20 protein-coding genes are annotated in these 21,827 nt (G+C 57.6%); 7 read left to right on the top strand and 13 right to left on the bottom strand.

Annotation, left to right across the window (positions count from 1 at the left end):
- The first annotated feature begins 3 nt into the window (after window positions 1–3).
- Window positions 4–1,053, top strand: coding sequence for a glycerophosphodiester phosphodiesterase (glpQ, locus tag ACLI4M_RS10755; protein ID WP_133622247.1), 1,050 nt, complete (start codon window positions 4–6; stop codon window positions 1,051–1,053).
- 38 nt (window positions 1,054–1,091) lie between these two features.
- On the opposite strand, the gene yigL is transcribed toward glpQ, so the two are convergent.
- Both yigL and pldB read right to left on the bottom strand, forming a co-directional pair.
- Entirely contained in the window at window positions 1,092–1,892 is an 801-nt protein-coding gene (gene yigL, locus ACLI4M_RS10750) for a sugar/pyridoxal phosphate phosphatase YigL (RefSeq protein ID WP_133622248.1), read from the bottom strand.
- Between the two features lie 59 nt (window positions 1,893–1,951).
- Window positions 1,952–2,944, bottom strand: coding sequence for a lysophospholipase L2 (gene pldB / locus ACLI4M_RS10745; protein ID WP_133622249.1), 993 nt, complete (start codon window positions 2,942–2,944; stop codon window positions 1,952–1,954).
- A gap of 113 nt (window positions 2,945–3,057) precedes the next feature.
- Here pldB and rhtB point away from each other — a divergent pair, with 113 nt between their 5' ends.
- A complete protein-coding gene (gene rhtB / locus ACLI4M_RS10740) occupies window positions 3,058–3,681 on the top strand; it encodes a homoserine/homoserine lactone efflux protein (RefSeq protein WP_133622250.1) in 624 nt (207 codons plus the stop codon).
- A gap of 32 nt (window positions 3,682–3,713) precedes the next feature.
- Here rhtB and recQ read toward each other — a convergent pair whose 3' ends face one another.
- Both recQ and pldA read right to left on the bottom strand, forming a co-directional pair.
- Window positions 3,714–5,546, bottom strand: coding sequence for an ATP-dependent DNA helicase RecQ (gene recQ, locus ACLI4M_RS10735; RefSeq protein ID WP_048914373.1), 1,833 nt, complete (start codon window positions 5,544–5,546; stop codon window positions 3,714–3,716).
- A gap of 69 nt (window positions 5,547–5,615) precedes the next feature.
- Window positions 5,616–6,491 (bottom strand): phospholipase A, encoded by an 876-nt coding sequence (gene pldA / locus ACLI4M_RS10730; protein ID WP_048914372.1) that lies wholly within the window; start codon window positions 6,489–6,491, stop codon window positions 5,616–5,618.
- 172 nt (window positions 6,492–6,663) lie between these two features.
- Here pldA and ACLI4M_RS10725 point away from each other — a divergent pair, with 172 nt between their 5' ends.
- Window positions 6,664–7,134, top strand: a complete 471-nt coding sequence (locus ACLI4M_RS10725; protein WP_099753792.1) for a thioesterase family protein — start codon at window positions 6,664–6,666, stop codon at window positions 7,132–7,134.
- Between the two features lies 1 nt (window position 7,135).
- Here the strand turns inward: ACLI4M_RS10725 and ACLI4M_RS10720 are convergent, their stop codons facing one another.
- Complete coding sequence (locus ACLI4M_RS10720; protein ID WP_048914370.1) at window positions 7,136–8,179, bottom strand: AbrB family transcriptional regulator; 1,044 nt, start codon at window positions 8,177–8,179, stop codon at window positions 7,136–7,138.
- A gap of 230 nt (window positions 8,180–8,409) precedes the next feature.
- Here ACLI4M_RS10720 and ACLI4M_RS10715 point away from each other — a divergent pair, with 230 nt between their 5' ends.
- Window positions 8,410–9,135: an ankyrin repeat domain-containing protein gene (locus ACLI4M_RS10715; RefSeq protein ID WP_413449789.1), complete on the top strand. Its 726-nt coding sequence runs from the start codon at window positions 8,410–8,412 to the stop codon at window positions 9,133–9,135.
- A gap of 48 nt (window positions 9,136–9,183) precedes the next feature.
- Here ACLI4M_RS10715 and corA read toward each other — a convergent pair whose 3' ends face one another.
- The 8 genes from corA to ACLI4M_RS10675 form a co-directional block, all read right to left on the bottom strand.
- Window positions 9,184–10,143 carry a magnesium/cobalt transporter CorA gene (corA, locus tag ACLI4M_RS10710; protein WP_048914369.1) on the bottom strand — a complete coding sequence of 320 codons (960 nt, stop codon included), beginning with the start codon at window positions 10,141–10,143 and terminating at the stop codon, window positions 9,184–9,186.
- A 288-nt stretch (window positions 10,144–10,431) separates the two neighbouring features.
- The gene (uvrD, locus tag ACLI4M_RS10705; RefSeq protein ID WP_048914368.1) at window positions 10,432–12,594 is read right to left on the bottom strand and encodes a DNA helicase II; all 2,163 of its coding nucleotides are present in this window, start codon (window positions 12,592–12,594) and stop codon (window positions 10,432–10,434) included.
- A gap of 59 nt (window positions 12,595–12,653) precedes the next feature.
- Window positions 12,654–13,370 carry a 5-amino-6-(5-phospho-D-ribitylamino)uracil phosphatase YigB gene (gene yigB, locus ACLI4M_RS10700; RefSeq protein ID WP_133622252.1) on the bottom strand — a complete coding sequence of 239 codons (717 nt, stop codon included), beginning with the start codon at window positions 13,368–13,370 and terminating at the stop codon, window positions 12,654–12,656.
- Window positions 13,370–14,278 carry a tyrosine recombinase XerC gene (xerC, locus tag ACLI4M_RS10695; protein ID WP_048914366.1) on the bottom strand — a complete coding sequence of 303 codons (909 nt, stop codon included), beginning with the start codon at window positions 14,276–14,278 and terminating at the stop codon, window positions 13,370–13,372. Before xerC ends, yigB begins: the two co-directional genes overlap by 1 nt.
- Window positions 14,275–14,985 (bottom strand): DUF484 domain-containing protein, encoded by a 711-nt coding sequence (locus ACLI4M_RS10690; protein WP_048914365.1) that lies wholly within the window; start codon window positions 14,983–14,985, stop codon window positions 14,275–14,277. Before ACLI4M_RS10690 ends, xerC begins: the two co-directional genes overlap by 4 nt.
- Window positions 14,982–15,806, bottom strand: a complete 825-nt coding sequence (dapF, locus tag ACLI4M_RS10685) for a diaminopimelate epimerase (RefSeq protein WP_133622253.1) — start codon at window positions 15,804–15,806, stop codon at window positions 14,982–14,984. The genes ACLI4M_RS10690 and dapF overlap by 4 nt, the downstream gene beginning before the upstream one ends.
- A gap of 27 nt (window positions 15,807–15,833) precedes the next feature.
- Window positions 15,834–16,043, bottom strand: a complete 210-nt coding sequence (gene lptM, locus ACLI4M_RS10680) for an LPS translocon maturation chaperone LptM (protein ID WP_099753797.1) — start codon at window positions 16,041–16,043, stop codon at window positions 15,834–15,836.
- Between the two features lie 104 nt (window positions 16,044–16,147).
- Window positions 16,148–18,703 carry a class I adenylate cyclase gene (locus ACLI4M_RS10675; RefSeq protein ID WP_133622254.1) on the bottom strand — a complete coding sequence of 852 codons (2,556 nt, stop codon included), beginning with the start codon at window positions 18,701–18,703 and terminating at the stop codon, window positions 16,148–16,150.
- 291 nt (window positions 18,704–18,994) lie between these two features.
- On the opposite strand from ACLI4M_RS10675, the gene hemC reads away from it, so the two are divergent.
- Genes hemC through hemX form a run of 3 tightly spaced genes read left to right on the top strand, consistent with a single transcriptional unit; the run spans window position 18,995 to window position 21,825 of the window.
- Window positions 18,995–19,936: a hydroxymethylbilane synthase gene (gene hemC / locus ACLI4M_RS10670; protein WP_048914363.1), complete on the top strand. Its 942-nt coding sequence runs from the start codon at window positions 18,995–18,997 to the stop codon at window positions 19,934–19,936.
- The gene (hemD, locus tag ACLI4M_RS10665) at window positions 19,933–20,679 is read left to right on the top strand and encodes a uroporphyrinogen-III synthase (protein ID WP_048914362.1); all 747 of its coding nucleotides are present in this window, start codon (window positions 19,933–19,935) and stop codon (window positions 20,677–20,679) included. Before hemC ends, hemD begins: the two co-directional genes overlap by 4 nt.
- 6 nt (window positions 20,680–20,685) lie before the next feature.
- Window positions 20,686–21,825 (top strand): uroporphyrinogen-III C-methyltransferase, encoded by a 1,140-nt coding sequence (hemX, locus tag ACLI4M_RS10660; protein ID WP_133622255.1) that lies wholly within the window; start codon window positions 20,686–20,688, stop codon window positions 21,823–21,825.
- The last annotated feature ends 2 nt before the right edge of the window (window positions 21,826–21,827 follow it).

The raw sequence follows: 21,827 nt of genomic DNA, 5'->3' as shown, positions 1-21,827 counted from the left end.
ATTATGTTGAAAAACGTTATCGCAACTTTACTGCTTTCGACCTCTCTCGCGGCTACTGCCGCGAGTACCGCACCCATCGTGATTGCCCATCGCGGGGCCAGCGGGTATCTGCCGGAACATTCGCTGCCGGCGAAGGCGATGGCCTACGCCCAGGGTGCCGATTATCTTGAGCAGGATCTGGTGATGACCAAAGACGATCGTCTGGTGGTGCTGCATGACCACTACCTCGATCGCGTCACCGATGTTGCCACGCGCTTCCCACAGCGTGCCCGTCCCGACGGGCGCTATTACGCCATCGACTTTACGCTGGCCGAGATCAAAAGCCTCAAATTCAGCGAAGGGTTTGAGATTGAGAACGGCAAAAAAGTGCAGACCTTCCCCGGTCGTTTCCCGATGGGAAAATCGGACTTCCGCGTGCACACCTTCGAGGAGGAGCTGGAGTTTATCCAGGGTCTGAACCACTCCACCGGCAAGAACATCGGTATCTATACCGAAATCAAAGCACCGTGGTTCCACCGTAAGGAGGGCAAAGACATCTCGGCGAAGGTGCTGGATGTGCTGAAGCAATACGGTTACAGCGGCAAGGACGATAAGGTTTATCTGCAGTGCTTTGACTATAACGAAGTGAAGCGCATCAAAACTGAGCTGGAGCCGCAGCGCGCGATGAACCTCAAGCTGGTGCAGCTGATTGCCTATACCAAATGGGATGAAACCCAGGAGCAGCAGAACGGCAAGTGGGTTAACTACAGCTACGACTGGATGTTTAAACCGGGCGCGATGAAGACGATTGCGCAGTATGCCGACGGTATCGGGCCAGATTACCACATGCTGATAGCGGACGGATCGCAGCGCGGCGACGTGCGCTTCACCGACATGGTCAAAGAAGCACATCTGAATAAGATGGTGGTGCACCCTTACACCGTGCGCGCCGATCAGCTGCCGCCGTATGTCAGTGATGTCGACCAGCTGTATGACCTGCTCTATCACAAGGCCGGCGTCGACGGGCTGTTTACCGACTTCCCGGATAAAGCGGTGCATTTTTTAGGACGATAAAACGTAGGGGTCAGGCATGCCTGACCCGTTTTAAAAGCTTAGACGTCAAACAGCTCGCGCAGATACTTCGGCACCGCCAGATCGGCATTTGAACCAATCACTTCCAGCTCCGGCAAAATATCCTTCAGGCGCTGATGCGAGTTGCTCATCACGCAGCCCTTACCCGCCATGCTCAGCATCTCTTTATCGTTCATGCCGTCACCAAAGGCGATGCACTCCTGCAGCGAATAGCCGAGCGATTTTGCGACGGCATCCAGCGCGTGCCCTTTCGACACGCCGCCCGCCATCACTTCCAGACAGGTCGGCAGCGAGAAGCTGACATTTACCCGGTCGCCCCAGCGCGCCATCAGCGCCTGCTCCAGCGGCACCAGCAGCTCAGGGATCGCGCAGGTAAAGAACACCTTGCTGATACCGTCGGTCTGCAGCTGGCCCGGCTGAAAAATCTGGTAGTTAAAGTCTGATTCGCGGAAGAAATCCACCTCTTCCGGACGATGGCGGTTAAGGAACCACTCTTCATCGCGATAGACGTTGGTGTAGATATCCGGGTTGGCGTGCTGCATGGCAAACAGCTCCTGCGCGATATCTTCATCCAGATTATGGCTGAACACCAGCTCACCGGCGGTGTTGTGCACGCGCGCGCCGTTTGAGGTGATCATGTCAGCGTCGATGCCGAGGCTGTCGCGCATCTGCGCCACATCAATATAGTGACGACCGGTGGCGAAGACAAAGTGCACGCCTTTACGCGTCAGCAGCTGTAGCGTTTCGCGCGCGAAAGAAGAAAGGGTGTGATCCGGTGACAGCAGCGTGCCATCCAGGTCTGAAGCAACAATATGGAACATAAATCCTCTGGTTAACATTTTCTGGCGGAACTCCCCGCCGGTAACTGAATACTGGCCACTTACGGGTGGCGTGCAAAGAAGGTGAGGATCGCTTCCAGCGCTTCGGCACGCATCCGGTCGCTCTCAAACAGGATCTCGTGCCGGGCACCGTCAATCACCCACGGCTTGCCTCCGGCACAGGGCTGGCCTGCCGCCACCATCGTCTGGCAGAACAGATCCTGAGCGCGGTTATCCACCACCTTATCCTCTGACGCCTGCAACAGCAGAAGCGGCGTGGCAATCTGCGCGGCCTGGCTGAGGATGCTCTGCCCGGCGCGCACGCCTTCACGCACCCAGTGATAGGTGGGTCCGCCGACGCGCAGCCCCGGGTCGTCAGCGTAGAAGCGCAGATTACGGCGATAGCGTTCGCGGCTGTGCGTCAGCTCGTTGATGGCAAAGGGGCGCGCATGCCATTTCCCGGTGCCGAGCGCGTAGCCATCGCGCAGCGCCGGGCGTTTCTCCGCCCAGTTCAGAATTTGATGCGCCATCCACAGCGGCATCGGCAGATAAATCCCGAACATCGGCGAAGCCAGCGCCACCGCGTCGAAGGCTGCTGGCTGACGCGCCAGCATCAGTGCGAGGATCGCCCCGCCCATCGAGTGGGCCAGTGCGTAGCGGTGACGATAGTGGCGTGCGACGATCTCTTTCAGGTACAGGGTTTCCAGATCGTCGACGTAATCTTCAAATTCCACCACGTGGCCGCGATGTGAATCAGCAAGAAGTCGACCGGAGCGCCCCTGGCCTCGATGGTCGATAATCACCACGTCGTACCCACTGTGGAACAGGTCGTAGGCCAACTCGGGATATTTCACATAGCTTTCAATCCTGCCGGGACACAGCAAAATAACTTTATCGTGTTGCGGGGAGATGAAGCGGACATAGCGAATAGGCACATTTTCCACGCCGGCAAACTCACCCTCTTCACGCTGCTTCCAGAAATCCAGCAGCGGGCCGGTGGCAAAAGCGGCGAAGGCTCTCTCCCGCGTCAGCCAGCTGTTTTTAAGATGTTCCATCGGGCGTTTCCCAGAAGAGACAAACTGCGGGCAGCGGACATTGTTACCCATAGCGCAACATTCAACAATGTCGTATTGTGTCACAATTGAGCGTTATCAGGGAGCTTTACCCCATGACCATCGAATGGTGGCTGACCTATTTATTAACAACCAGCATCTTAAGCCTGTCGCCCGGTTCCGGGGCGATTAACACCATGAGTACCGGCATCAGCCACGGCTATCGCGGTGCAGTGGCCTCCATTGCCGGGCTGCAGGTCGGGCTTTCGCTGCATATCGTGCTGGTCGGCGTCGGGCTGGGCGCGCTGTTTTCTCAGTCAGTGCTGGCGTTTGAAGTTCTTAAGTGGGCGGGTGCCGCCTATCTGGTGTGGCTGGGCATTCAGCAGTGGCGCTCATCCGGCGCGATTGATCTCAGCGCGGTGGCGAAGGCGATGCCACGCCGCAAGCTGTTTCGCCGCGCCGTGCTGGTCAATCTGACCAACCCGAAGAGCATCATATTCCTCGCCGCGCTGTTCCCGCAGTTCATTATTCCGCATCAGCCCCAGGCGATGCAGTATCTGGTGCTCGGCGTCACCACGGTGGTGGTCGATATCATTGTGATGATTGGCTACGCCACGCTGGCGACGCGCATTGCGGTGTGGATTAAAGGCCCGCATCAGATGAAGTTGTTGAACCGGACCTTTGGCGGATTGTTTATCGCGGTGGGTGCACTGCTGGCTTCGGCGCGCAGAATAGCGTAACCAACAGGGTCGGGCATGCCCGCCCCTACGGATTACTCCACATCGTCGCCGTCGACGTGCTCTTTGATCATCACCAGGAACGGCTTGCCAAAACGTTCCAGCTTCTTGTGACCGACCCCGTTCACGCTCAGCATCTCTGAGGCGGTAATCGGCATCTGCTCCGCCATTTCAATCAGCGTCGCATCGTTAAACACCACGTATGGCGGCACGTTCGCTTCATCCGCAATCGCTTTACGCAGCTTGCGCAGTTTGGCAAACAGCTTGCGGTCGTAGTTGCCGCCGAACGACTTCTGGCTGCTGCTGCGCGGCTTGATGCTGACCAGGCGCGGCACCGCCAGCTGGAGCGGCGCTTCCCCGCGCAGAATTGGCCTGGCGGCTTCGGTCAGCTGCAGCGCCGAGTGCATCGCAATGTTCTGCGTCACCAGACCGAGGTGAATGAGCTGGCGCAGCACGCTGGTCCAGTGCTCGTGCGTCTGCTCGCGGCCAATGCCATAGACTGGCAATTTATCATGCTGCATATCGCGGATGCGCTGGTTGTTGGCCCCGCGCAGGATCTCGACGATATAGCCCATCCCGAAACGCTGACCCACGCGGTAAATGCAGGACAGCGCTTTCTGTGCCTCCACCAGTCCGTCGTAGCGGCGCGGCGGATCGAGGCAGATATCACAGTTGTCGCACGCCTGCTGACGGCCTTCGCCGAAGTAGTTCAGCAGCACCAGGCGGCGGCAGGTTTGCGCTTCGGCAAACGCGCCCATCGCATTCAGCTTATGGCGCTCGATATCCTGCAGCGGGCCTGGCGCTTTCTCTTCCAGGCACTTACGTAACCAGGCCATATCGGCCGGATCGTACAGCAGCAGCGCTTCAGCAGGCAGACCGTCACGCCCGGCGCGGCCGGTTTCCTGATAGTAGGATTCAATATTACGCGGGATATCAAAGTGCACCACGAAGCGCACGTTGGGTTTGTTGATGCCCATGCCGAATGCGACGGTCGCCACCACGATTTGCAGATCGTCGCGCTGAAACGCTTCCTGCACGTGCGCACGGTGAGCGTTATCCATTCCGGCATGATAAGCCCCGACGCTGAGCCCACGGCTTTGCAGTCGGGCTGCGGTGTCTTCCACTTTTGCCCGGCTGTTACAGTAAATAATGCCGCACTTACCGCGCTGATCCTGCACATAGCGCAGCAGCTGTTCGGTCGGTTTGAATTTTTCCACCAGCGTGTAGCGGATATTGGGACGGTCAAAGCTACTGATCTGGATCAGCGGATCGTCGAGCTGTAACAGGCGGGCAATATCGTTACGCGTGGTTTCATCGGCGGTCGCGGTCAGCGCCATCACCGGCACATCCGGCAGACGCTGGCGCAGCTGGCCTAAAGCGCCATACTCCGGACGGAAATCGTGGCCCCACTGGGAGATACAGTGAGCTTCATCGACCGCCAGCATTGCCGGGTTGCAGTGCGTCAGCTGGTCGAGGAAGTTGTCCATCATCAGACGTTCAGGAGCAATGTACAGCAGGCGGATGCGGCCAGTGCGGCAGCCCGCCATCACTTCCTGCTGCTCTTCACGGTTCTGCGTCGAGTTGAGGCAGGCTGCCGCCACGCCGTTTGCCAGCAGCTGGTCCACCTGGTCTTTCATCAGCGAGATCAACGGCGACACCACCAGCGTCAGCCCTTCGCGCACCAGCGCCGGGATCTGATAACAGAGTGACTTTCCGCCGCCGGTCGGCATGACTACCAGACAGTCGCGGCCGTTAAGCGATTCCTGAATGATAGTTTGTTGCCCCGGACGAAACTGCTGGTAGCCGAAGGTATCGCGTAATACCTGCTCTGCCAGCGTTTCTTTATTGATGACTGCTGCCGTAGACACATTGTCCCCAAAATCTGAAGTGACTGAATTTTTAACCGGGCGGCAGTGCCTGCCCGGTAAGCGGCGACCTTAGAAGAGGTCGTTGAGCGTCACGCCGACACCGACGCGCGTTTGACGATGATTGTAATCGATCAGGGATTCACCATAACCGCTATACACCTGCGTGTAAAAACGCACATGCTCAGTCATTGGGTAGCTCCAGCCCAGTTCAGCGCCGCCGTAGCCGCTGTTCCAGTTATACTGGCTCTTCACGCTGAAGATGCTCTCGCCCCACTGATATCCCACCGTCAGGCGATAATACCCCATGTACTTAGTGATATCCGGGTTATCGTCATTATTTTCATTTTCTGGAATACGGTACCAGGGTTTCACTTCCACCAGCCAGTTGCCGTTTTCCGCCATCAGACGCGCATAGACGCGGTTCCAGCTGCGCGAGGTTGGGTCGGAGCGGCCGTTGGACTGATGGTTCACACCGGTTTCCACATCGCGCAGCGTCCAGCCGCCCAGGCTGTAGTCTGTTGCCCAGCCGAGGAAGACCTGTGGCTCGTAGTCAGTTTCGCGGAACGGCGAAGAGGCGCTGCGGTTAGAGAGCTGCCACCAGGATTTCTGAGTATAGGATGCGCCAAGCACCGAGTTTTCACCGAGAATGCCGCGCCACAGCGGGAATGCGAGGCTCAGCTGAAACTTCACTTCATCGTGTTTCGTTTTGTCCCAGTTATAAGACTCGATCGCTTCCTTATTAATGTTGCTGGTATCGGTATACAGCAGATAGTTGCTTTCATAAGGCAACAGGACAAACGGGTTGTCGTGTTTCTCCAGCATGTTGGCAATAATACTGCCCTTCACCGCAGGACGGTCATGAATCACTTTAACCGTGGCTTCCTGAGCCAGCACTAATGTAGGAAACAGAATTGCTGACGCCAGCAATCCTTTCAGCAGAGCCATAGGGTTCTCCCAGAGAGGCGAATGATTGAATAAAAAGCACGCCATTCTACACAGAAAAATCATGAGGGATTAGTGCTCATTTTCGAAAGTGGAAAGCACTAACAACGAAGCATAATATACACACTCCGTTAACCTGACTTTCACTCAGCACGCATCACAGGAAAAGCCGATAATGTCAGCAGTACCTATGGATCAGGCTGCCGCCCGCCGCCTGATCGGTGAAATTTTTGTCTACCACATGCCCTTCAATCGCGCCCTGGGGCTGGAACTTGACCGGCTGGAGTCCGATTACGCCGAGCTTAGCCTGGCCAACCAGACGATGCTGGTCGGCAACTCCGCGCAGAAGATCCTGCACGGCGGGGTGATTGCATCGGTGCTGGATGTCGCCGCCGGGCTGGTGTGCGTCACCAGCGCGCTGACCCGCCAGGAGAGTATTACCGAAGAGGAGCTGCGCCAGCGATTATCGCGCATGGGCACCATCGATTTACGGGTGGATTACCTGCGTCCGGGGCGCGGTGAGCGCTTTATCGCCAGCAGCAGCCTGCTGCGCGGCGGTAATAAAGTGTCGGTGGCGCGCGTCGAACTGCATAACGATGCGGGCCTGCATATCGCCAGCGCCACGGCCACCTATATGATTGGCTGAGTCAGCTGCGCGCATAGCGCGAGAGAAAACGTGCCAGCGCCGGGCCGGTGAACAGAATGGTAAACAGGCGCAGCGTCTGCATCGCCATCACAAACGCCATATCCACCCGGCTGCCGGCCGCAATGATCGCCACGGTATCCAACCCGCCGGGGCTGGTTGCCAGATAGGCCGTGAGCATATCGACATGCAGCGTTTTGGTCAGCATCCATGCCATCGCGCCACACAGCAGCATCAGACCAATTATCGATATCACCATCTGCGGCAGCGTGCGCAACGCCAGCAGGAATACCGGGCGGGTAAAACGCAGCCCGACGGTCCAGCCAATCAGCGCATAGGCCAGCGCCAGCAGCCACTCCGGCACCTGCAAACTCAGCGTTCCACTGGAGTGCAATGTCGCGCCAATAATCGCCGGGAGCAGCAGTGCGCCGGAAGGGATGCGAAACTTTTGCCCGAGAAATGCGCCCAGCAGCATCACGCCAATCGTGGCGGCAAACGGCGAGCCAAGTGCGGGAAACCAGTCAGTATCGGCCGCATGTGCGCTGTCGCCTAAGCCGATACGCGCCACAATGGCGGCAGCGGTAGCGACAAACAGTACCCGCAGATACTGCATAAATGCCACCAGCCGGGTATCAGCCCCAAAGTCCCCTGCCATCGCCACCATGGCGGATGCCCCGCCAGGGGAGGATCCCCACGCCCCGGTCGGCCCCGGCAGGCTACTAAAGCGCACCAGTAAAAACCCGGAGAGCGCACTGGCCGCCAGCGTCAGGATCAATACCGCCAGCACTATCGGCCAGTCGGCAATCAGCGGTTGCAGGATAGATGGCGACAGGCTCTGAGCGATCATGCAGCCCAGTACCGCCTGGCACAGCACGAAAATACGTTTATCAATGCGGATGGTTGCACCACATAGCCCCATTACCACGCCGACAATCATCGGGCCAAGCAGCAGCGCCGCCGGTACGTGAAAAGTCTGGAGTATAAAACCGAGTAACAGCGAGACGCCAAGCAGAATCGCCCACTGCCCGTGCAGGGAAATGCGTTCCATAGAGTAAAACTTTATCTATTGAAAGAAGAGGTTAAAGAGTACGCGTTACCGCCGGGATGCGCCAGCCCAGGACCCGTCTTGTATTCATCGTCCCGCCGCATCAACCATCCCTAACCGTGGCAAAATGCCGCGTCTGATGAGAAACCTCGTCAGCCTTAACCTCAGCGCGAGGCTAATGAGCTGAGTCGTGCTGCTATTTACTGATAATGAGTTAACAAGGAAGAAAGGACATGTTGAAAAGAATTATGGTGATGCTCACCCTGATAGGCGCATCGGCAACCGCAGTATCGGCCGACAGCGACCCGCTGATGCAGGTTGATTACTCAAAGTTTCGTCTCAGCTTTAACGAAATGTACCTTATTGCTAACCCTAACCTTCTTCAGCACCGCACCTTCTATGACAAGCCCTCTGTCGGACCGGATGCAGCGTGGTTTGATGCGGTGAAGCAGGGGAATCTGGCCGAGATTAAAAAACGGGTCGAAGCGGGTCAGAATCTTGAAGCTAAAGACGAGGCATCACAGGGGCAAACCGCGTTGGGCTGGGCGGCCTTCATTGGTTATAGCGACATTGTTCACTATTTAGTGGATAAAGGGGCCGATATTCGCGCCACTGACCGCGCCGATGTGTACAACGCGTTGAAGTCTGCCGTGATGGGGGGCCACGTCGAAGTGATTAGCTATCTCTACGAGAAGTTAAAAAAAGAGACCGACTGGAATGCGCGTGAATCAAACGGGGAGACATTATTCCTCGTCGGCGCTGTGGATGGCCGCTACGACTTTGTAAAATGGGCGCTGCAGTTCAAACCCGATTTGAATGTGGTGGTGAAAAACAGCACTACCGGTAATGAAACCAGCTCGCTGAGCGTGGCCTGTGAGAAAGGTTTTTATGATGTGGCACAGCTGCTCATCAGCAACGGTGCAGTTAACAATAAAACCGGTCGTTCAAGCTGCCAGTAATTGTCTACGTAAGCAAACCCCGCTGAACGCGGGGTTTTTACTCTTATCTTACAGCCAGTTTTTACGCTTAAAGTAGGCGTAAGGTGCCAGCCCCGCCAGGATCATCAGGGTAATCGCCCCTGGATAGCCAAAGCTCCACTTCAGCTCCGGCATAAATTCAAAGTTCATCCCGTAGCTGGAAGCCACCAGCGTTGGCGGCAGGAATACCACCGAAACCACCGAGAAGATCTTGATAATGCGGTTCTGCTCAATATTGATAAAGCCCATTGCCGCCTGCATCAGGAAGTTGACCTTCTGGAACAGCGACTCGTTGTGCGGCAGCAGGGATTCGATATCGCGCAGGATCTCGCGCGCCTGCTCCAGCTGGTTACCCGGCAGGCGGGCCTTGCGCACCAGGAAGTTAAGCGCGCGCTGGGTATCCATCAGACACAGGCGCACTTTCCAGCCAATATCTTCCAGCTCCGCCAGCGTCGACAGCGCTTCGTCGAAGGCATCACCCTGCTGCCCTTCCATAATCACGCGGCTCAACTTTTCCAGGTCGCTGTAGATATTTTCAATCTCATCCGCCAGCTGTTCGATCTTGGTTTCAAACAGGTCAAGCAGCAGCTCGAAGGCATTGCCGTCGATTAGCGTCTGATTGCGGGCGCGCATGCGGTAGAGACGGAACGCCGGCAGCTCACGCTCGCGCAGCGTGTAGAGTCGCCCTTCGCGGATGGTGAACGCCACGGTGGAGTTACCCGCGTGATCGTCCGCATCCTCATAGAAGAAAAAGGAGTGGATATGCAGGCCATCTTCGTCTTCGAAGAAACGCGCCGAGGCTTCGATATCTTCCAGTTCCGGACGTGTCGCAAGGCTCTGACCCAGTTCGGTCTGCACACGGTCACGCTCGGTTTCTTCGGGTTCAATCAGGTCGACCCAAACGGACCCCGTCAGCTCTTCACTGGCATCAGCATCATCCAGTTCAAGGCGGGTCAGACGGTTTTGATGCAGTTTAAATGCGCTCAGCATAGCTGTACTCCCAATTCGTAACAACAAATGGGACAAAGCGTTGAACACGGGAAACAAGCGTTTCAGTCAGCGAGCAAAACTGACTCAGTGCGACGATATACGGGGGTCGCCAACAACCACGAAGGCTATCGGCAAAGGAGGATAGCCTTAGGAGTTGTACCTGGTGAGCAGGTCAATGAGCCAGTATGTACTGGGTGTGTCCAAGGCGGGTGTCCTCTAAGGGTAATGGTGGGCGCATGTTACGCTGAGACGAAAAAGCCGTCAAGCAGGCCACGCGCCCGTAAAGTATCAGACTGTTTCCAGTTTCGCGTAGGCCGCAACCAGCCACTTTATGCCCTGCCCCTGGAACGCGACCTGCAGACGACTGTGTTCGCCGCTGCCTTCCAGATTGACGATAGTCCCTTCACCAAACTTGGCGTGGCGCACGCGCTGACCAAGGGCAAAGCCACTGTCGTTTTGTGCTACCGGCGTGCCCATGCGCTGATGATTCACCGGGCGGGTAACGCTGGCGCGCAGGCGAACCTCCTCGATGCACTCTTCCGGCAGCTCGCCGATAAAGCGCGACGGACGGTGATACACCTCTTTGCCATACAAACGTCGGGTTTCCGCATAGGTCAGGGTCAGCTTTTGCATGGCACGCGTCACGCCAACGTAGGCCAGACGACGCTCTTCCTCCAGCCGCCCGCCCTCATCCAGCGACATCTGGCTCGGGAACATCCCCTCTTCCATGCCGACGATAAACACCTGCATAAACTCCAGCCCTTTGGCCGAATGGAGGGTCATCAGCTGCACCGCATCCTGCCATTTGTCAGCCTGGCCTTCACCCGCTTCCAGCGCGGCATGGGACAGGAACGCCTGAAGCGGCATTAGATCTTCATCTTCATCCTGATAGGCATACTGGCGCGTGGCGTTTACAAGCTCTTCAAGGTTCTCAATACGCGCCTGGCCCTTCTCACCTTTCTCCTGCTCGTACATGATCCACAGGCCGGAGTCTTTGATTACCCGGTCGGTCTGTACGTGCAGCGGCATCTCAACCGTTTCCTGCGCCAGCGAGTCGACCAGTTCGGTAAAGCGCTGCAGCGCGGAGGCAGCACGCCCGGCCAGCGCTTTCTCCTGCAATAGCGCACGCGTAGCCTGCCACAGCGTCAGCTGGCGCTCGCGCGAAGTCTGGCGCACCACATCCAGCGTGCGGTCGCCAATACCGCGCGTTGGCGTATTCACCACCCGCTCAAATGCCGCGTCATCGTTGCGGTTAGAGATCAGACGCAGATAGGCCAGCGCATCTTTGATCTCCTGCCGTTCGAAGAAGCGCATCCCGCCGTAAATCCGGTAAGGCAGGCTGGTTTGCAGCAGCGCCTCTTCCAGCACGCGCGACTGGGCGTTACTGCGGTAGAGAATGGCACAGTCGTTCAGCGCGCCGCCGTTCTCCATCCACACCTTAATGCGGTTTACCACAAAGCGCGCTTCGTCCAGCTCGTTAAACGCGCAGTAGATGGCGATCGGTTCACCGTCGCTGTCTTCGGTCCACAGCTCTTTACCCAGGCGCCCGTTGTTGTTAGCGATCAGGGTGTTGGCGGCTTTAAGGATGTTGTTGGTCGAGCGGTAGTTCTGCTCAAGACGGATAGTTTCCGCGCCGGGAAAATCGTTGAGGAAACGCTGGATATTTTCCACCTGCGCCCCGCGCCAGCCGTAGATTGACTGGTCATCATCGCCGACGATAATCACTTTGCCGCTGTCGCCCGCCAGCATGCGGATCCAGGCGTACTGGATGTTGTTGGTATCCTGGAACTCGTCCACCAGAATATTGGTGAAGCGCTCGCGGTAGTGATTAAGGATATGCGGCTTGTTCAGCCACAGCTCGTGTGCACGCAGCAGCAGCTCGGCGAAGTCCACCAGCCCGGCGCGATCGCAGGCTTCCTGATAGGCCTGGTAGATCCTCAGCCAGGTCTGCTCAATCGGGTTGCCGTAGCTCTCAATATGTTTCGGCCGCAGCCCTTCATCTTTTTTGCCGTTGATGTACCACATCCCCTGGCGGGCCGGCCACTGCTTCTCATCAAGGTTCATCGCCTTGATCAGGCGCTTAAGCAGGCGCAGCTGATCTTCACTGTCGAGGATCTGAAAATCCTGCGGCAGGTTAGCATCGAGGTGGTGCGCACGCAGCAGGCGGTGCGCCAGGCCGTGGAAGGTCCCGATCCACATGCCGCCCTGACTGGTGCCGATCAGCTGCTCGATGCGGTGGCGCATCTCCGCCGCCGCTTTATTGGTGAAGGTGACGGCCATGATCGAATACGGAGAACAGTTTTCAACCGCCATCAGCCAGGCAATGCGATGCACCAGCACGCGGGTTTTACCACTGCCGGCACCGGCCAGCACCAGCAGGTTGCTGCGCGGGGCGGCTACGGCTTCGCGTTGTTTATCATTCAAGCTGTCGAGCAGGTCAGAAACGTCCATAGGCACCGTCGGAGATCGGGGGCGGCGTCAGGCCACCCACTGGATATTTAACCAGCTTATTATACAAGCGCAGTTAAAGAAGCCAACTGCGAAATTTCCAGCGTGGGAAGCAGGCGGGTATCGTCGATATGCATCAGATTCCCTTCACGCAGGTTAATCCAGCACGCCTGCATCCCGCAGCGAACCGCACCGGCAACATCGGTGGTGAGATCGTCACCGATATGCAGGATCTGCTCAGGACGCAGATTCAGCTTTTCAGCCGCCGTTTGATACATATCCTGATAAGGTTTAGCACGCCCGTCCGGACCGGCACGCAGCACAAACTGGAAGTAGTGATCCAGCCCGCACAGATGCGGTTCAGCGTTACCGTTGGTGATCGCCACCAGCGGAATGCGTTTGGCCAGCGCGCTCAGCGTCTGGTGCGTCTCTTCAGGAATGTCGATCTGGCTGCGCCAGTGGGCGAACACGTCCATCACCTCGCGCGAGCCGCTGGCGGCCTGGGTCGCAGCAATGCCGACATCCAGCATCGCCTGCTCAACCGCACGGCGGCGCCATTCGCTAACGTCATGATAGATTTCCGGCTCGGCGGCCAGCAGGCGATCGCGCACCTGCTGATACTGTTCAACGCTGTAATCCTTCAGTAAAGGATGATGCGCCTGCAGCGCAGCGTGGGACTCTTTAGTCGTACGACGGATCACCGGTGAGTTGTCATACAGGGTATCGTCGAGATCGAAGGTCATCGCCGCAATCGGGCGCAGTGGTCGGTAAAAGTGCATCAGGATTTTCCTCGTTTCGCACGGGGATGAGCAGCATCGTAAACCGACGCCAGGTGTTGAAAGTCGAGATGAGTATAGATCTGGGTGGTGGTCAGGTTGGCATGACCCAGCAGCTCCTGCACCGCACGCAAATCTCCGCTGGATTCCAGCATATGCGTGGCAAAAGAGTGGCGCAGTTTGTGCGGATGTACGTGGCCCGACAGCCCCTGCTTCACCCCCCATTCGGCAAAGCGCTTCTGTACATTGCGCGCCGAGATACGCCGGCCCTGTTTCGCCAGGAACAGCGCGTTATCTTCGGGTGCAAACAGCTCGCGCAGCGCCAGCCAGTGTTCAAGCCACAGCACCGCCGTGCGGCCAATCGGCAGGCGGCGCTCTTTGCTGCCTTTACCCATCACCCAGACTTCACCCGTCGCGAGGTCGAGATGACCGAGGTCGATACCGACCAGTTCAGACAGACGCAGCCCTGCGCCGTACATCACTTCCAGCATCGCCCGGTCACGCACCGCCAGCGGATCGTTAAGGTCGATCTCCAGCAGGCGATCCACTTCATCGACATCAATATTTTTCGGCAGGTGGCGCGGCGCACGCGGCGTCGCCACCCCTTTCGCCGGGTTCGCTTTAATCACGCCCTGGCTAATCAGCCAGTCAAGAAAACTGCGCAGCGCAGAGAGGCGCAGCGCCAGGCTGGCGGGTTTCAGTCCGCTGCGGCTGCTGCGTGCAGCCAGCGAACGTACCAGCGCGGCATCGAGGCGCGGCCAGTCGCTGACCTTGAGTTCGTCCAGCAGGGCGATAACTGCCGTCAGCTGGCGCTGGTAGTTGATCTGGGTCAGCGGGCTGAGCTGGCGCTCAACCTTCAGGTAACGCAGGAAGCCCTCTACGGCAGGTTGCAGAGGCGATTCGCTGCTCACACGCGCTCAATCCAGCGCGACAGCAGCTGCGGCAGCATTAGCGCCAGGTGCTGGAGCAGGACGGTACCCATCCCGGACTGATAGTGCTGGCTGTCGCGGCTGCTGAAGATCAACACGCCGAGGTCGCCCTCTTCGCCCAGCAGCGACATGGCGACTGAACCGATGGCTTTCGCCTGCGGTAACAGCAGCAGCAGTTCAGGGCCGTTGAGGCTGCCGAGATAGTGATTCTGCTTGCCAAGACGCTGAATGCGCACGGATTCGAAAGCCTGACGCGGCAACGCCAGCTGGGTGAAATCGGATGGCGCACCGATATGCCATTTCTCGCTGAACAGGCGGATGTTCGCCCCGGCCAGCCCAAATTCACGCGCCCAGCGGTGCAGACGATTCAGCATCTCATGCAGGCTCGGGGCCGAAGCCAGCTGCGCCTGCAGCGCAAACAGCCGATCGAACAGCTGCTGGTTGGCGCTCGCCTGCTCCATCAGCAGCGTAATCTCTTCTTCCAGCTGCTGGATATGGTTGCGCTGGCGCGCCAGCTGCCACTCGACCAGCGACACGGTGCCGCGGACCGGGTGCGGTACCAGCATCTGTTCAACCTGGCGCGCATTGCGAATAAAGAAGTCTGGATTTTGCAGCAGAAAATCGCTGACGGCGCGATCGTCCAGCAGAAGTTCGCTCTCTTCCTGCTGTGGCTCCCCGACATATTTCATAGATGAATAAACCCGTCGTAAACGTGAGTGGCTGGCCCGGTCATATATAGCGGATGCCCCGGACCTTTCCAGGCGATGTGCAACGTGCCGCCAGGCAGGTCGACCCGCACTTTATCGCTCAGCAGCGCCTGCTGAATTCCCACCGCCACCGCTGCACAGGCGCCGCTGCCGCAGGCCTGAGTTTCTCCCGCGCCGCGTTCATAGACGCGCAGGCGAATGTGTTCACGGCTGACCACTTCCATAAAGCCGACATTGACGCGCTCCGGAAAGCGCTCGTGGCTTTCCAGCACCGGTCCGAGAACCTCGACCGTGGCGGTCTGAATGCTTTCAACCTGCAGCACGCAGTGAGGATTACCCATCGACACCACGCCGCACATGATGGTCTGCTCGGCGGCGCGCATCAGGTAGATAGATTCGGCTTTGTTGGCGCGGAACGGCACCTGCTGCGGCTCAAAATTTGGCTCGCCCATATTCACGCACACCAGTTCATCCTGGTTGACGCTCAGCACCATGCGGCCATTTTGCGTACTGACGCGAATATCGCTTTTATTGGTCAGCCCTTTCAGGCGGACAAAGCGGGCAAAACAGCGCGCGCCGTTGCCGCACTGCGCCACTTCGCTGCCGTCGGCGTTGAAGATACGGTAGTGAAAATCGAGATCGGGATCGTAAGGCGGTTCGACGATCAGCAACTGATCAAAGCCGATCCCCAGATGACGATCGGCCAGGCGGCGGATCAGCTCTGGAGAGAAATAGACGTTTTGCGTGACGGCATCCACAACCATAAAGTCGTTGCCAAGGCCGTGCATTTTTGAGAACTGCATTTTCTGCTCCGCCGGGTGCGTCATGGGTTACTGAGCCGGTTGCACACTCGTCCCGCCGCTTGCAGGCGTTTGCCCGGTATCGGTGGATGGCGTCGTTGATGGCGTGGTTTGGACCGGTTGGGTCACCTGTGACTTCGGCTGCTCATCCTTTGGGAAATAGAGCGGCCCTTTTAGCCCGCATCCCGCCAGGCTGACGACAGTCAGTAACAGTGCCAGCTGGCAAATCGTTTTCTTCATTCTTTTCTGCTCGTGAAAGATACCTAATGCTGTCTATCATCGCAGGTGAAGTTCGAAAAGCAACAGGAAAAGCGAATCGCGCAGCAGAAGCCGCCGTGACGCTATTAATGCATCTGATAGCGCTGGGCGTAATCTTCGCTGGAGCCGCTTTCCGGTAGTGTGGCGCACAGCTGGGTCAGAGTCTGACTGCGAAACGGGATCACCTGGAAGCGATCGTCAAGCGGCACAATCTGGTAGAACTGCGGCAGATTGAAGTTGATAAAGCTGGAACCGTAGGTGAAGCGATCGTGTGAAGAGGAGTAGAAGCGGCTGACGTCGCGCACCAGCTCCTCTTTACTGCCTTCGCAATGGTGATAAACCTCAACGCGGTTAGTTTCGTCGAGGATGTAGATATTGAAGCCGCGATCGTCGCGCGTGTCTTCAAAGAAGAACTGGATAATCCCTTCGCTGGCGTAGCCGTTCACCACAGCCGGTAAGCGCGCCTGGTCCGTTTCCACCTTCAGCGACAGGCCGTGCAGCTTGTTGTTGGAGATAGCACCGTAGAACTCCACCGCATTTTCCAGCTTCTGTACCGACACGCTGAGGCGCTCAAAGAACAGCCCCCACGTCTGGCCCGCCACGCGCAGCGCTTTAAAACGGCCCGGCTCATGGCGGGTACTGGAGAGACGCAGCTCAACGCACTCGGACACCAGCTGCTGCACGCGGGTACGGATCAGTCCGCGCAGATGCTGGCTGTAGCAGAACACCTCAACATTATCCGGCGGTGAGGCGTCCTGATGCATTTTGCCGAGGATGGTTTTCAGCGCTTCGATCATCGACTGCTCGCCGTTGAAATGCAGGGTACGCACTTCATTCCACGAGTTACGGTACAGCAGATCGATGCTGCCAATCAGGCACTGCTGCTGCTGGCCGAAGCTGAACACGTCCAGCTTGCGGAAATCAAAGTGAACCACCTGATTGCGGAACGCGGCCGTCGGGTCATATTCAAGATTGACGATAATGGCCAGATGGCGAATTTCACAGGGGCTGTAGAGCGCTTTAGGCGTCGGAGAAGGCAGGCGCAGCGGGAAATGGTGTGACACATCGGCCACCAGCTCCTGCAGACGCGCCAGGTCGCAAATCTCATTGCCTTTAATATGCAGCCTTGTTTTGCTGGTCAGCAATCCGTTGAACCATGCCCACGCCACCAGCTTATTGAGATAGCGGTTATATTCCAGCGGTTGATGGCTGATGATCGAGCTCATATCCGGCGACTGGTTGTACAGATACCAGCCCGCACGGTTGGCGCGACCGTTGGGCACGTGAATAAAGGTCAGGTGCTGCTCAGAGAGATCCGGGGAGATCTGCGGGTTCAGCAGCGTGACTTTCCCCGGCAGCGCTTCGAACGCGGCATACAGTTTACGCGTCAGTACGCCAATATCCTGCGGGCTGGCACTCACGCTTAAATTGTTGCGCCGCGCAAAGCGGATCAGGTTGCGATAGCTCTGCATCATCGCGTCCAGCAGCTCGTTGTGCGCTTCGCGTACCTGGCCGATTTTCCAGTCGGCCCGGCTGTCGAGCATCGCCAGACGTGCGCTGTCCCAGCCCCACTCTTTTACCTGCTGGCTGAGGATCTCGCGGCGCCAGCCGGCATCCTCTGTCGCGAGTGAGAGCTTCTCACACACTTTCAGATAGAAACAGCGGCGCACCAAATCAAGGCGTGCGTGGTCGTCAATGCTGGTCAGATAGTGCGTTACCCGCTCCAGCATCATGCAGTAAGGATCCAGCCCGTAGCAGACGATTTCTCCATCGTGCAGGCGCTGTTTGATATCCATTGCCAGCAGGCGGGTGGCCGGATATTCCCATGAATAGGCTTCCAGCAGCAGGGTTTTCAACACGGCTTTGTACGGCGAGTCGATACTTTTATACAGCTGCCACAGGCTGGCGCCGAAATACTCTTCCGCCGACAGCGTGCCGAGGCCACCGAGGTCGAGCCACTCGTTGGGCGTCAGAACACCCTGCTGATACAACGACATCACATAGTCGTCGTAATGCTCTTCCTCTTCACGCGGCACCATATTCCACAGAATTCGTTTGCCCGCCATGCGCACGGCGGTGCGATAGAACTCATCAAGCAGCAGAATGTGCTGGGTTGAACCACAGTCTTCTCCACCCAGGTTACCGCTCTCATTATGACGGAAACGGTTTTCATCAATCAGGAAGAAGCTGGCTTCCACCCCCATTGAGGCGCACCACTTCTGCAGCAGGGTGCATTTTTTTTGCAGGCTGAGGCGCTCGTCATTGTCCAGCCACGACTGATGGCAGACCCAGATATCGAGGTCAGAAGTGTAGTTTTGGCCGATAGAGGAGGTGCTGCCCATGGAGTAAACACCGGTAATCGGCATTTCACCCGCGGCGGGAATGGCGGCAAGAGATCCGGATTTATCTTCCAAATCATTAAGATAGCTAATCTGGCTTTCATCAGGCGAGTAGAAGCTGATGCCATGTGGAACGTTACCTTCAAGGTAACCCGGCATCAGCGGATGATGACAATGTAATAAGGTCGGCAGCAGACTGTAAACCTGTTGGAATGCAGGTCCCATAGCGGCCAGTGCGCGGTCAACGCGCAGCTGGTTAATGGCATCCAGTCTCTGTTTCAGTGTCTCAATGTAGAGGTACAAGACGTCTCGCCTGATTGTCCCAGTGCTTACACCCTTATGGACTGAAAAGGGTATATAAAAGTTCGGTTTCCGAAATCTGCCGTTTGCTTTAAAAATAGTCGTGCAGAATTTTGCTGGAAACGTGATCAATCTAACACCTGGCAGATTGACCGTAAAGAAAGTTGCGCTACTTAACAGTTTAGCACATTTTGCGTTCAACCTACTGCAATACGTCCGTGTGCCGCCGTTTAACTGACAGCCTTCCCGGTTCAATGATAGGATAATCAGTGAACGATCAAAACGGTATCAAGCATGTTAGACAAAATTTTAAGAATTGCCACCAGGCAAAGTCCGCTGGCCTTATGGCAGGCGGAGTACGTACAGCAGCGTTTAACCGCCAGCCATCCGGGGCTGCGCGTCGAACTGGTGCCGATGGTCACCAAGGGTGATGTGATCCTTGACACGCCACTGGCGAAGGTGGGCGGCAAGGGTCTGTTCGTCAAAGAGCTGGAACAGGCGATGCTGGAAGGCCGCGCCGATATTGCCGTGCACTCGATGAAAGATGTCCCGGTCGCTTTTCCTGAGGGTTTGGGGCTGGTGACGATCTGTGAACGAGAAGATCCGCACGATGCGTTTGTCTCCCATCATTATGATTCGGTTGACGCGCTGCCGCAGGGCGCCATTGTCGGCACTTCCAGCCTGCGCCGTCAGTGCCAGATCAGCGCACGTCGTCCGGATCTGGTGATCCGCTCGCTGCGGGGTAACGTCGGCACCCGCTTAAGCAAGCTGGATGCCGGAGAGTATGACGCGATTATTTTGGCCGTGGCCGGATTAAAGCGCCTGGGCCTTGGCGATCGCATTCGCCAGATCATGCCCGCTGAGGAGTCGCTTCCTGCCGTTGGCCAGGGCGCGGTGGGCATTGAGTGCCGCCTTGATGACGCTTATACCATCGGGCTACTGGCAGCGCTGAATGATGCAGACACGGCCTGCCGCGTGCTGGCTGAACGTGCGATGAACACCCGGCTGGAAGGTGGCTGTCAGGTGCCTATCGGCAGCTTCGCGCTGCTGGAAGGTGAGCAGCTGTGGCTGCGCGGTCTGGTGGGTTCACCGGACGGCAGTCAAATGGTCAGCGGTGAACGCCGTGGCCCGCGTGCGGATGCCGAGAAAATGGGCATTTCGCTGGCGGAAGAGCTGCTGGATAACGGCGCGCGCGAAATTCTCGCCGAGGTTTATCAGGGAAATCCACCAACATGAGTATCCTGGTAACCCGTCCGTCACCTGCCGCAGATGAGCTGGTCAGCCGTTTGTGCGCACGCGGCCAGGTTGCCTGGGCCTTTCCGCTGATTGAATTTACCCCCGGAACTCAGCTGGACCTTCTACCCGCACGCCTGAGCGCATTGCAGGACGGGGATCTGGTGTTTATTCTCTCACAGCACGCCATTCACTATGCTCAGCCCGCGTTAATGCGCGCCGGAGCAACATGGCCCGCCAGCCTGAACTATTATGCTATAGGCCGCAGCACCGCGCTGGCGCTGCATGCCGTCAGCGGTTACGACGTTGTCTGGCCGCACGAGCAGGAAACCAGTGAAATTCTTATTCAACTCCCGGCGCTGCAGGCGGTCGCTGGCAAGCGGGCGTTGATTCTGCGCGGCAACGGCGGGCGTGAATTACTGGCGGAAACTTTGCTTAACCGTGGCGCTCAGGTAGAGTTTATTGAGTGCTATCAACGGTGTGCAAAGTATTACCACGGCGCGGAGCAGGGCCGGCGCTGGCGCAATCAGGGAATAGACACCCTGGTGGTCACCAGCGGAGAGATGCTGCAACAGCTTTACTCGCTATTCCCCGAGGTCGATCGGGATGAATGGCTTCTGCACTGTCGGCTTGTTGTCGTCAGTGAACGTTTGGCTACCCTGGCCAGGGAACTGGGCTGGGCGAACATCTGTGTCGCCGGGGGTGCCGATAATGACGCGTTACTACGCGCACTTAATATGGGATGAGCCATTATGACGGAACACAAAGATTCCTCCGCCATGGTTGAAGAGACCACCCCAGCGGTTGAAACCTCAACACCTGAATCTACGCCAGCGCGTAAAGCGAAAAATAGCGCCACCGTGCTCAGCATTGTCGCTATCGCGATTGCGCTGGCAGTGGGCGGTGGCCTCTATATGTATGGGAAGCATCAGGCTCAACAGCAGGCCGCTGCCAGCCAGGCACTGGCCGCACAGCTCTCTGAACTGCAGCAGCAGTCGGTCAGCGACCGGCAGTCACTGGTTCAGCAGCTGGCAACGCAGACCAGCGCACTGGATACAGCGCGTCAGCAGCAAACGGCGATGAGCCAGCAGCTCGACGAACTGAAAGAGAAGGTTGCGACGATTTCCGGCAGCGATGCACAAACCTGGCTGCTGGCCCAGTCTGATTATCTGGTGAAAATGGCCGGGCGTAAGCTGTGGAGCGATCAGGATGTCACCACCGCCGCCGCGCTGCTGAAGAGCGCCGACGCCAGCCTGGCCGATATGAACGATCCCAGCCTGATCGACGCACGTCGCGCCCTGGCGCAGGATATCAGCACGCTTTCCACCCTCAGCCAGGTCGACTATGACGGCATCATCCTTAAGCTGAACCAGCTGTCTAACGGCGTGGATAATCTGCGCCTTGCCGACAACAACAGCGATGATGAGCCAATGGATGCCGACAGCGGCGAACTCTCTTCATCCCTGCGTGAATGGCGCCAGAACCTGGTGAAAAGCTGGCATAACTTTATGGATGATTTCATCACCATCCGCCGCCGCGATGCCACCGCTGAGCCGCTGCTGGCACCGAATCAGGACGTTTATCTGCGTGAAAATATCCGTTCGCGCCTGTTGATTGCCGCCCAGGCCGTACCGCGCCATCAGGACGAAATCTATAAGCAGTCGATCGATACCGTTTCCGCCTGGGTGCGCGCCTGGTTCGATACTAACGATGCCAGCACCAAGGCGTTTCTCAGCCAGCTCGATGAACTGAGCCAGCAGAGCGTGTCGATGGACGTGCCGGACGCGCTGGAAAGCCAGCCACTGCTGGATAAATTGATGCAGACCCGCGTACGTAACCTGTTGGCACAACCTTCTGTGAATGCCGCTAAACCCGCGCAGCAGGGAGAATAACC

This window comes from Erwinia sp. LJJL01 (genome assembly GCF_047300805.2).
In the GTDB taxonomy this organism is placed as follows: Bacteria; Pseudomonadota; Gammaproteobacteria; order Enterobacterales; family Enterobacteriaceae; genus Erwinia; species Erwinia aphidicola.
This window is presented reverse-complemented; position numbering and strand designations above follow the sequence as displayed.

Bases quoted from the DNA above. Each gene is read 5' to 3' on its own strand.
- hemX (WP_133622255.1), top strand. From the start codon at position 20,686: ATGACGGAACACAAAGATTCCTCCGCCATGGTTGAAGAGACCACCCCA.
- glpQ (WP_133622247.1), top strand. From the start codon at position 4: ATGTTGAAAAACGTTATCGCAACTTTACTGCTTTCGACCTCTCTCGCG.
- uvrD (WP_048914368.1), bottom strand. From the start codon at position 12,594: ATGGACGTTTCTGACCTGCTCGACAGCTTGAATGATAAACAACGCGAA.
- pldB (WP_133622249.1), bottom strand. From the start codon at position 2,944: ATGGAACATCTTAAAAACAGCTGGCTGACGCGGGAGAGAGCCTTCGCC.
- hemC (WP_048914363.1), top strand. From the start codon at position 18,995: ATGTTAGACAAAATTTTAAGAATTGCCACCAGGCAAAGTCCGCTGGCC.
- yigB (WP_133622252.1), bottom strand. From the start codon at position 13,370: ATGCACTTTTACCGACCACTGCGCCCGATTGCGGCGATGACCTTCGAT.
- corA (WP_048914369.1), bottom strand. From the start codon at position 10,143: ATGCTGAGCGCATTTAAACTGCATCAAAACCGTCTGACCCGCCTTGAA.
- ACLI4M_RS10715 (WP_413449789.1), top strand. From the start codon at position 8,410: ATGTTGAAAAGAATTATGGTGATGCTCACCCTGATAGGCGCATCGGCA.
- pldA (WP_048914372.1), bottom strand. From the start codon at position 6,491: ATGGCTCTGCTGAAAGGATTGCTGGCGTCAGCAATTCTGTTTCCTACA.
- rhtB (WP_133622250.1), top strand. From the start codon at position 3,058: ATGACCATCGAATGGTGGCTGACCTATTTATTAACAACCAGCATCTTA.
- lptM (WP_099753797.1), bottom strand. From the start codon at position 16,043: ATGAAGAAAACGATTTGCCAGCTGGCACTGTTACTGACTGTCGTCAGC.
- yigL (WP_133622248.1), bottom strand. From the start codon at position 1,892: ATGTTCCATATTGTTGCTTCAGACCTGGATGGCACGCTGCTGTCACCG.
- hemD (WP_048914362.1), top strand. From the start codon at position 19,933: ATGAGTATCCTGGTAACCCGTCCGTCACCTGCCGCAGATGAGCTGGTC.
- ACLI4M_RS10690 (WP_048914365.1), bottom strand. From the start codon at position 14,985: ATGAAATATGTCGGGGAGCCACAGCAGGAAGAGAGCGAACTTCTGCTG.
- ACLI4M_RS10720 (WP_048914370.1), bottom strand. From the start codon at position 8,179: ATGGAACGCATTTCCCTGCACGGGCAGTGGGCGATTCTGCTTGGCGTC.
- ACLI4M_RS10725 (WP_099753792.1), top strand. From the start codon at position 6,664: ATGTCAGCAGTACCTATGGATCAGGCTGCCGCCCGCCGCCTGATCGGT.
- dapF (WP_133622253.1), bottom strand. From the start codon at position 15,806: ATGCAGTTCTCAAAAATGCACGGCCTTGGCAACGACTTTATGGTTGTG.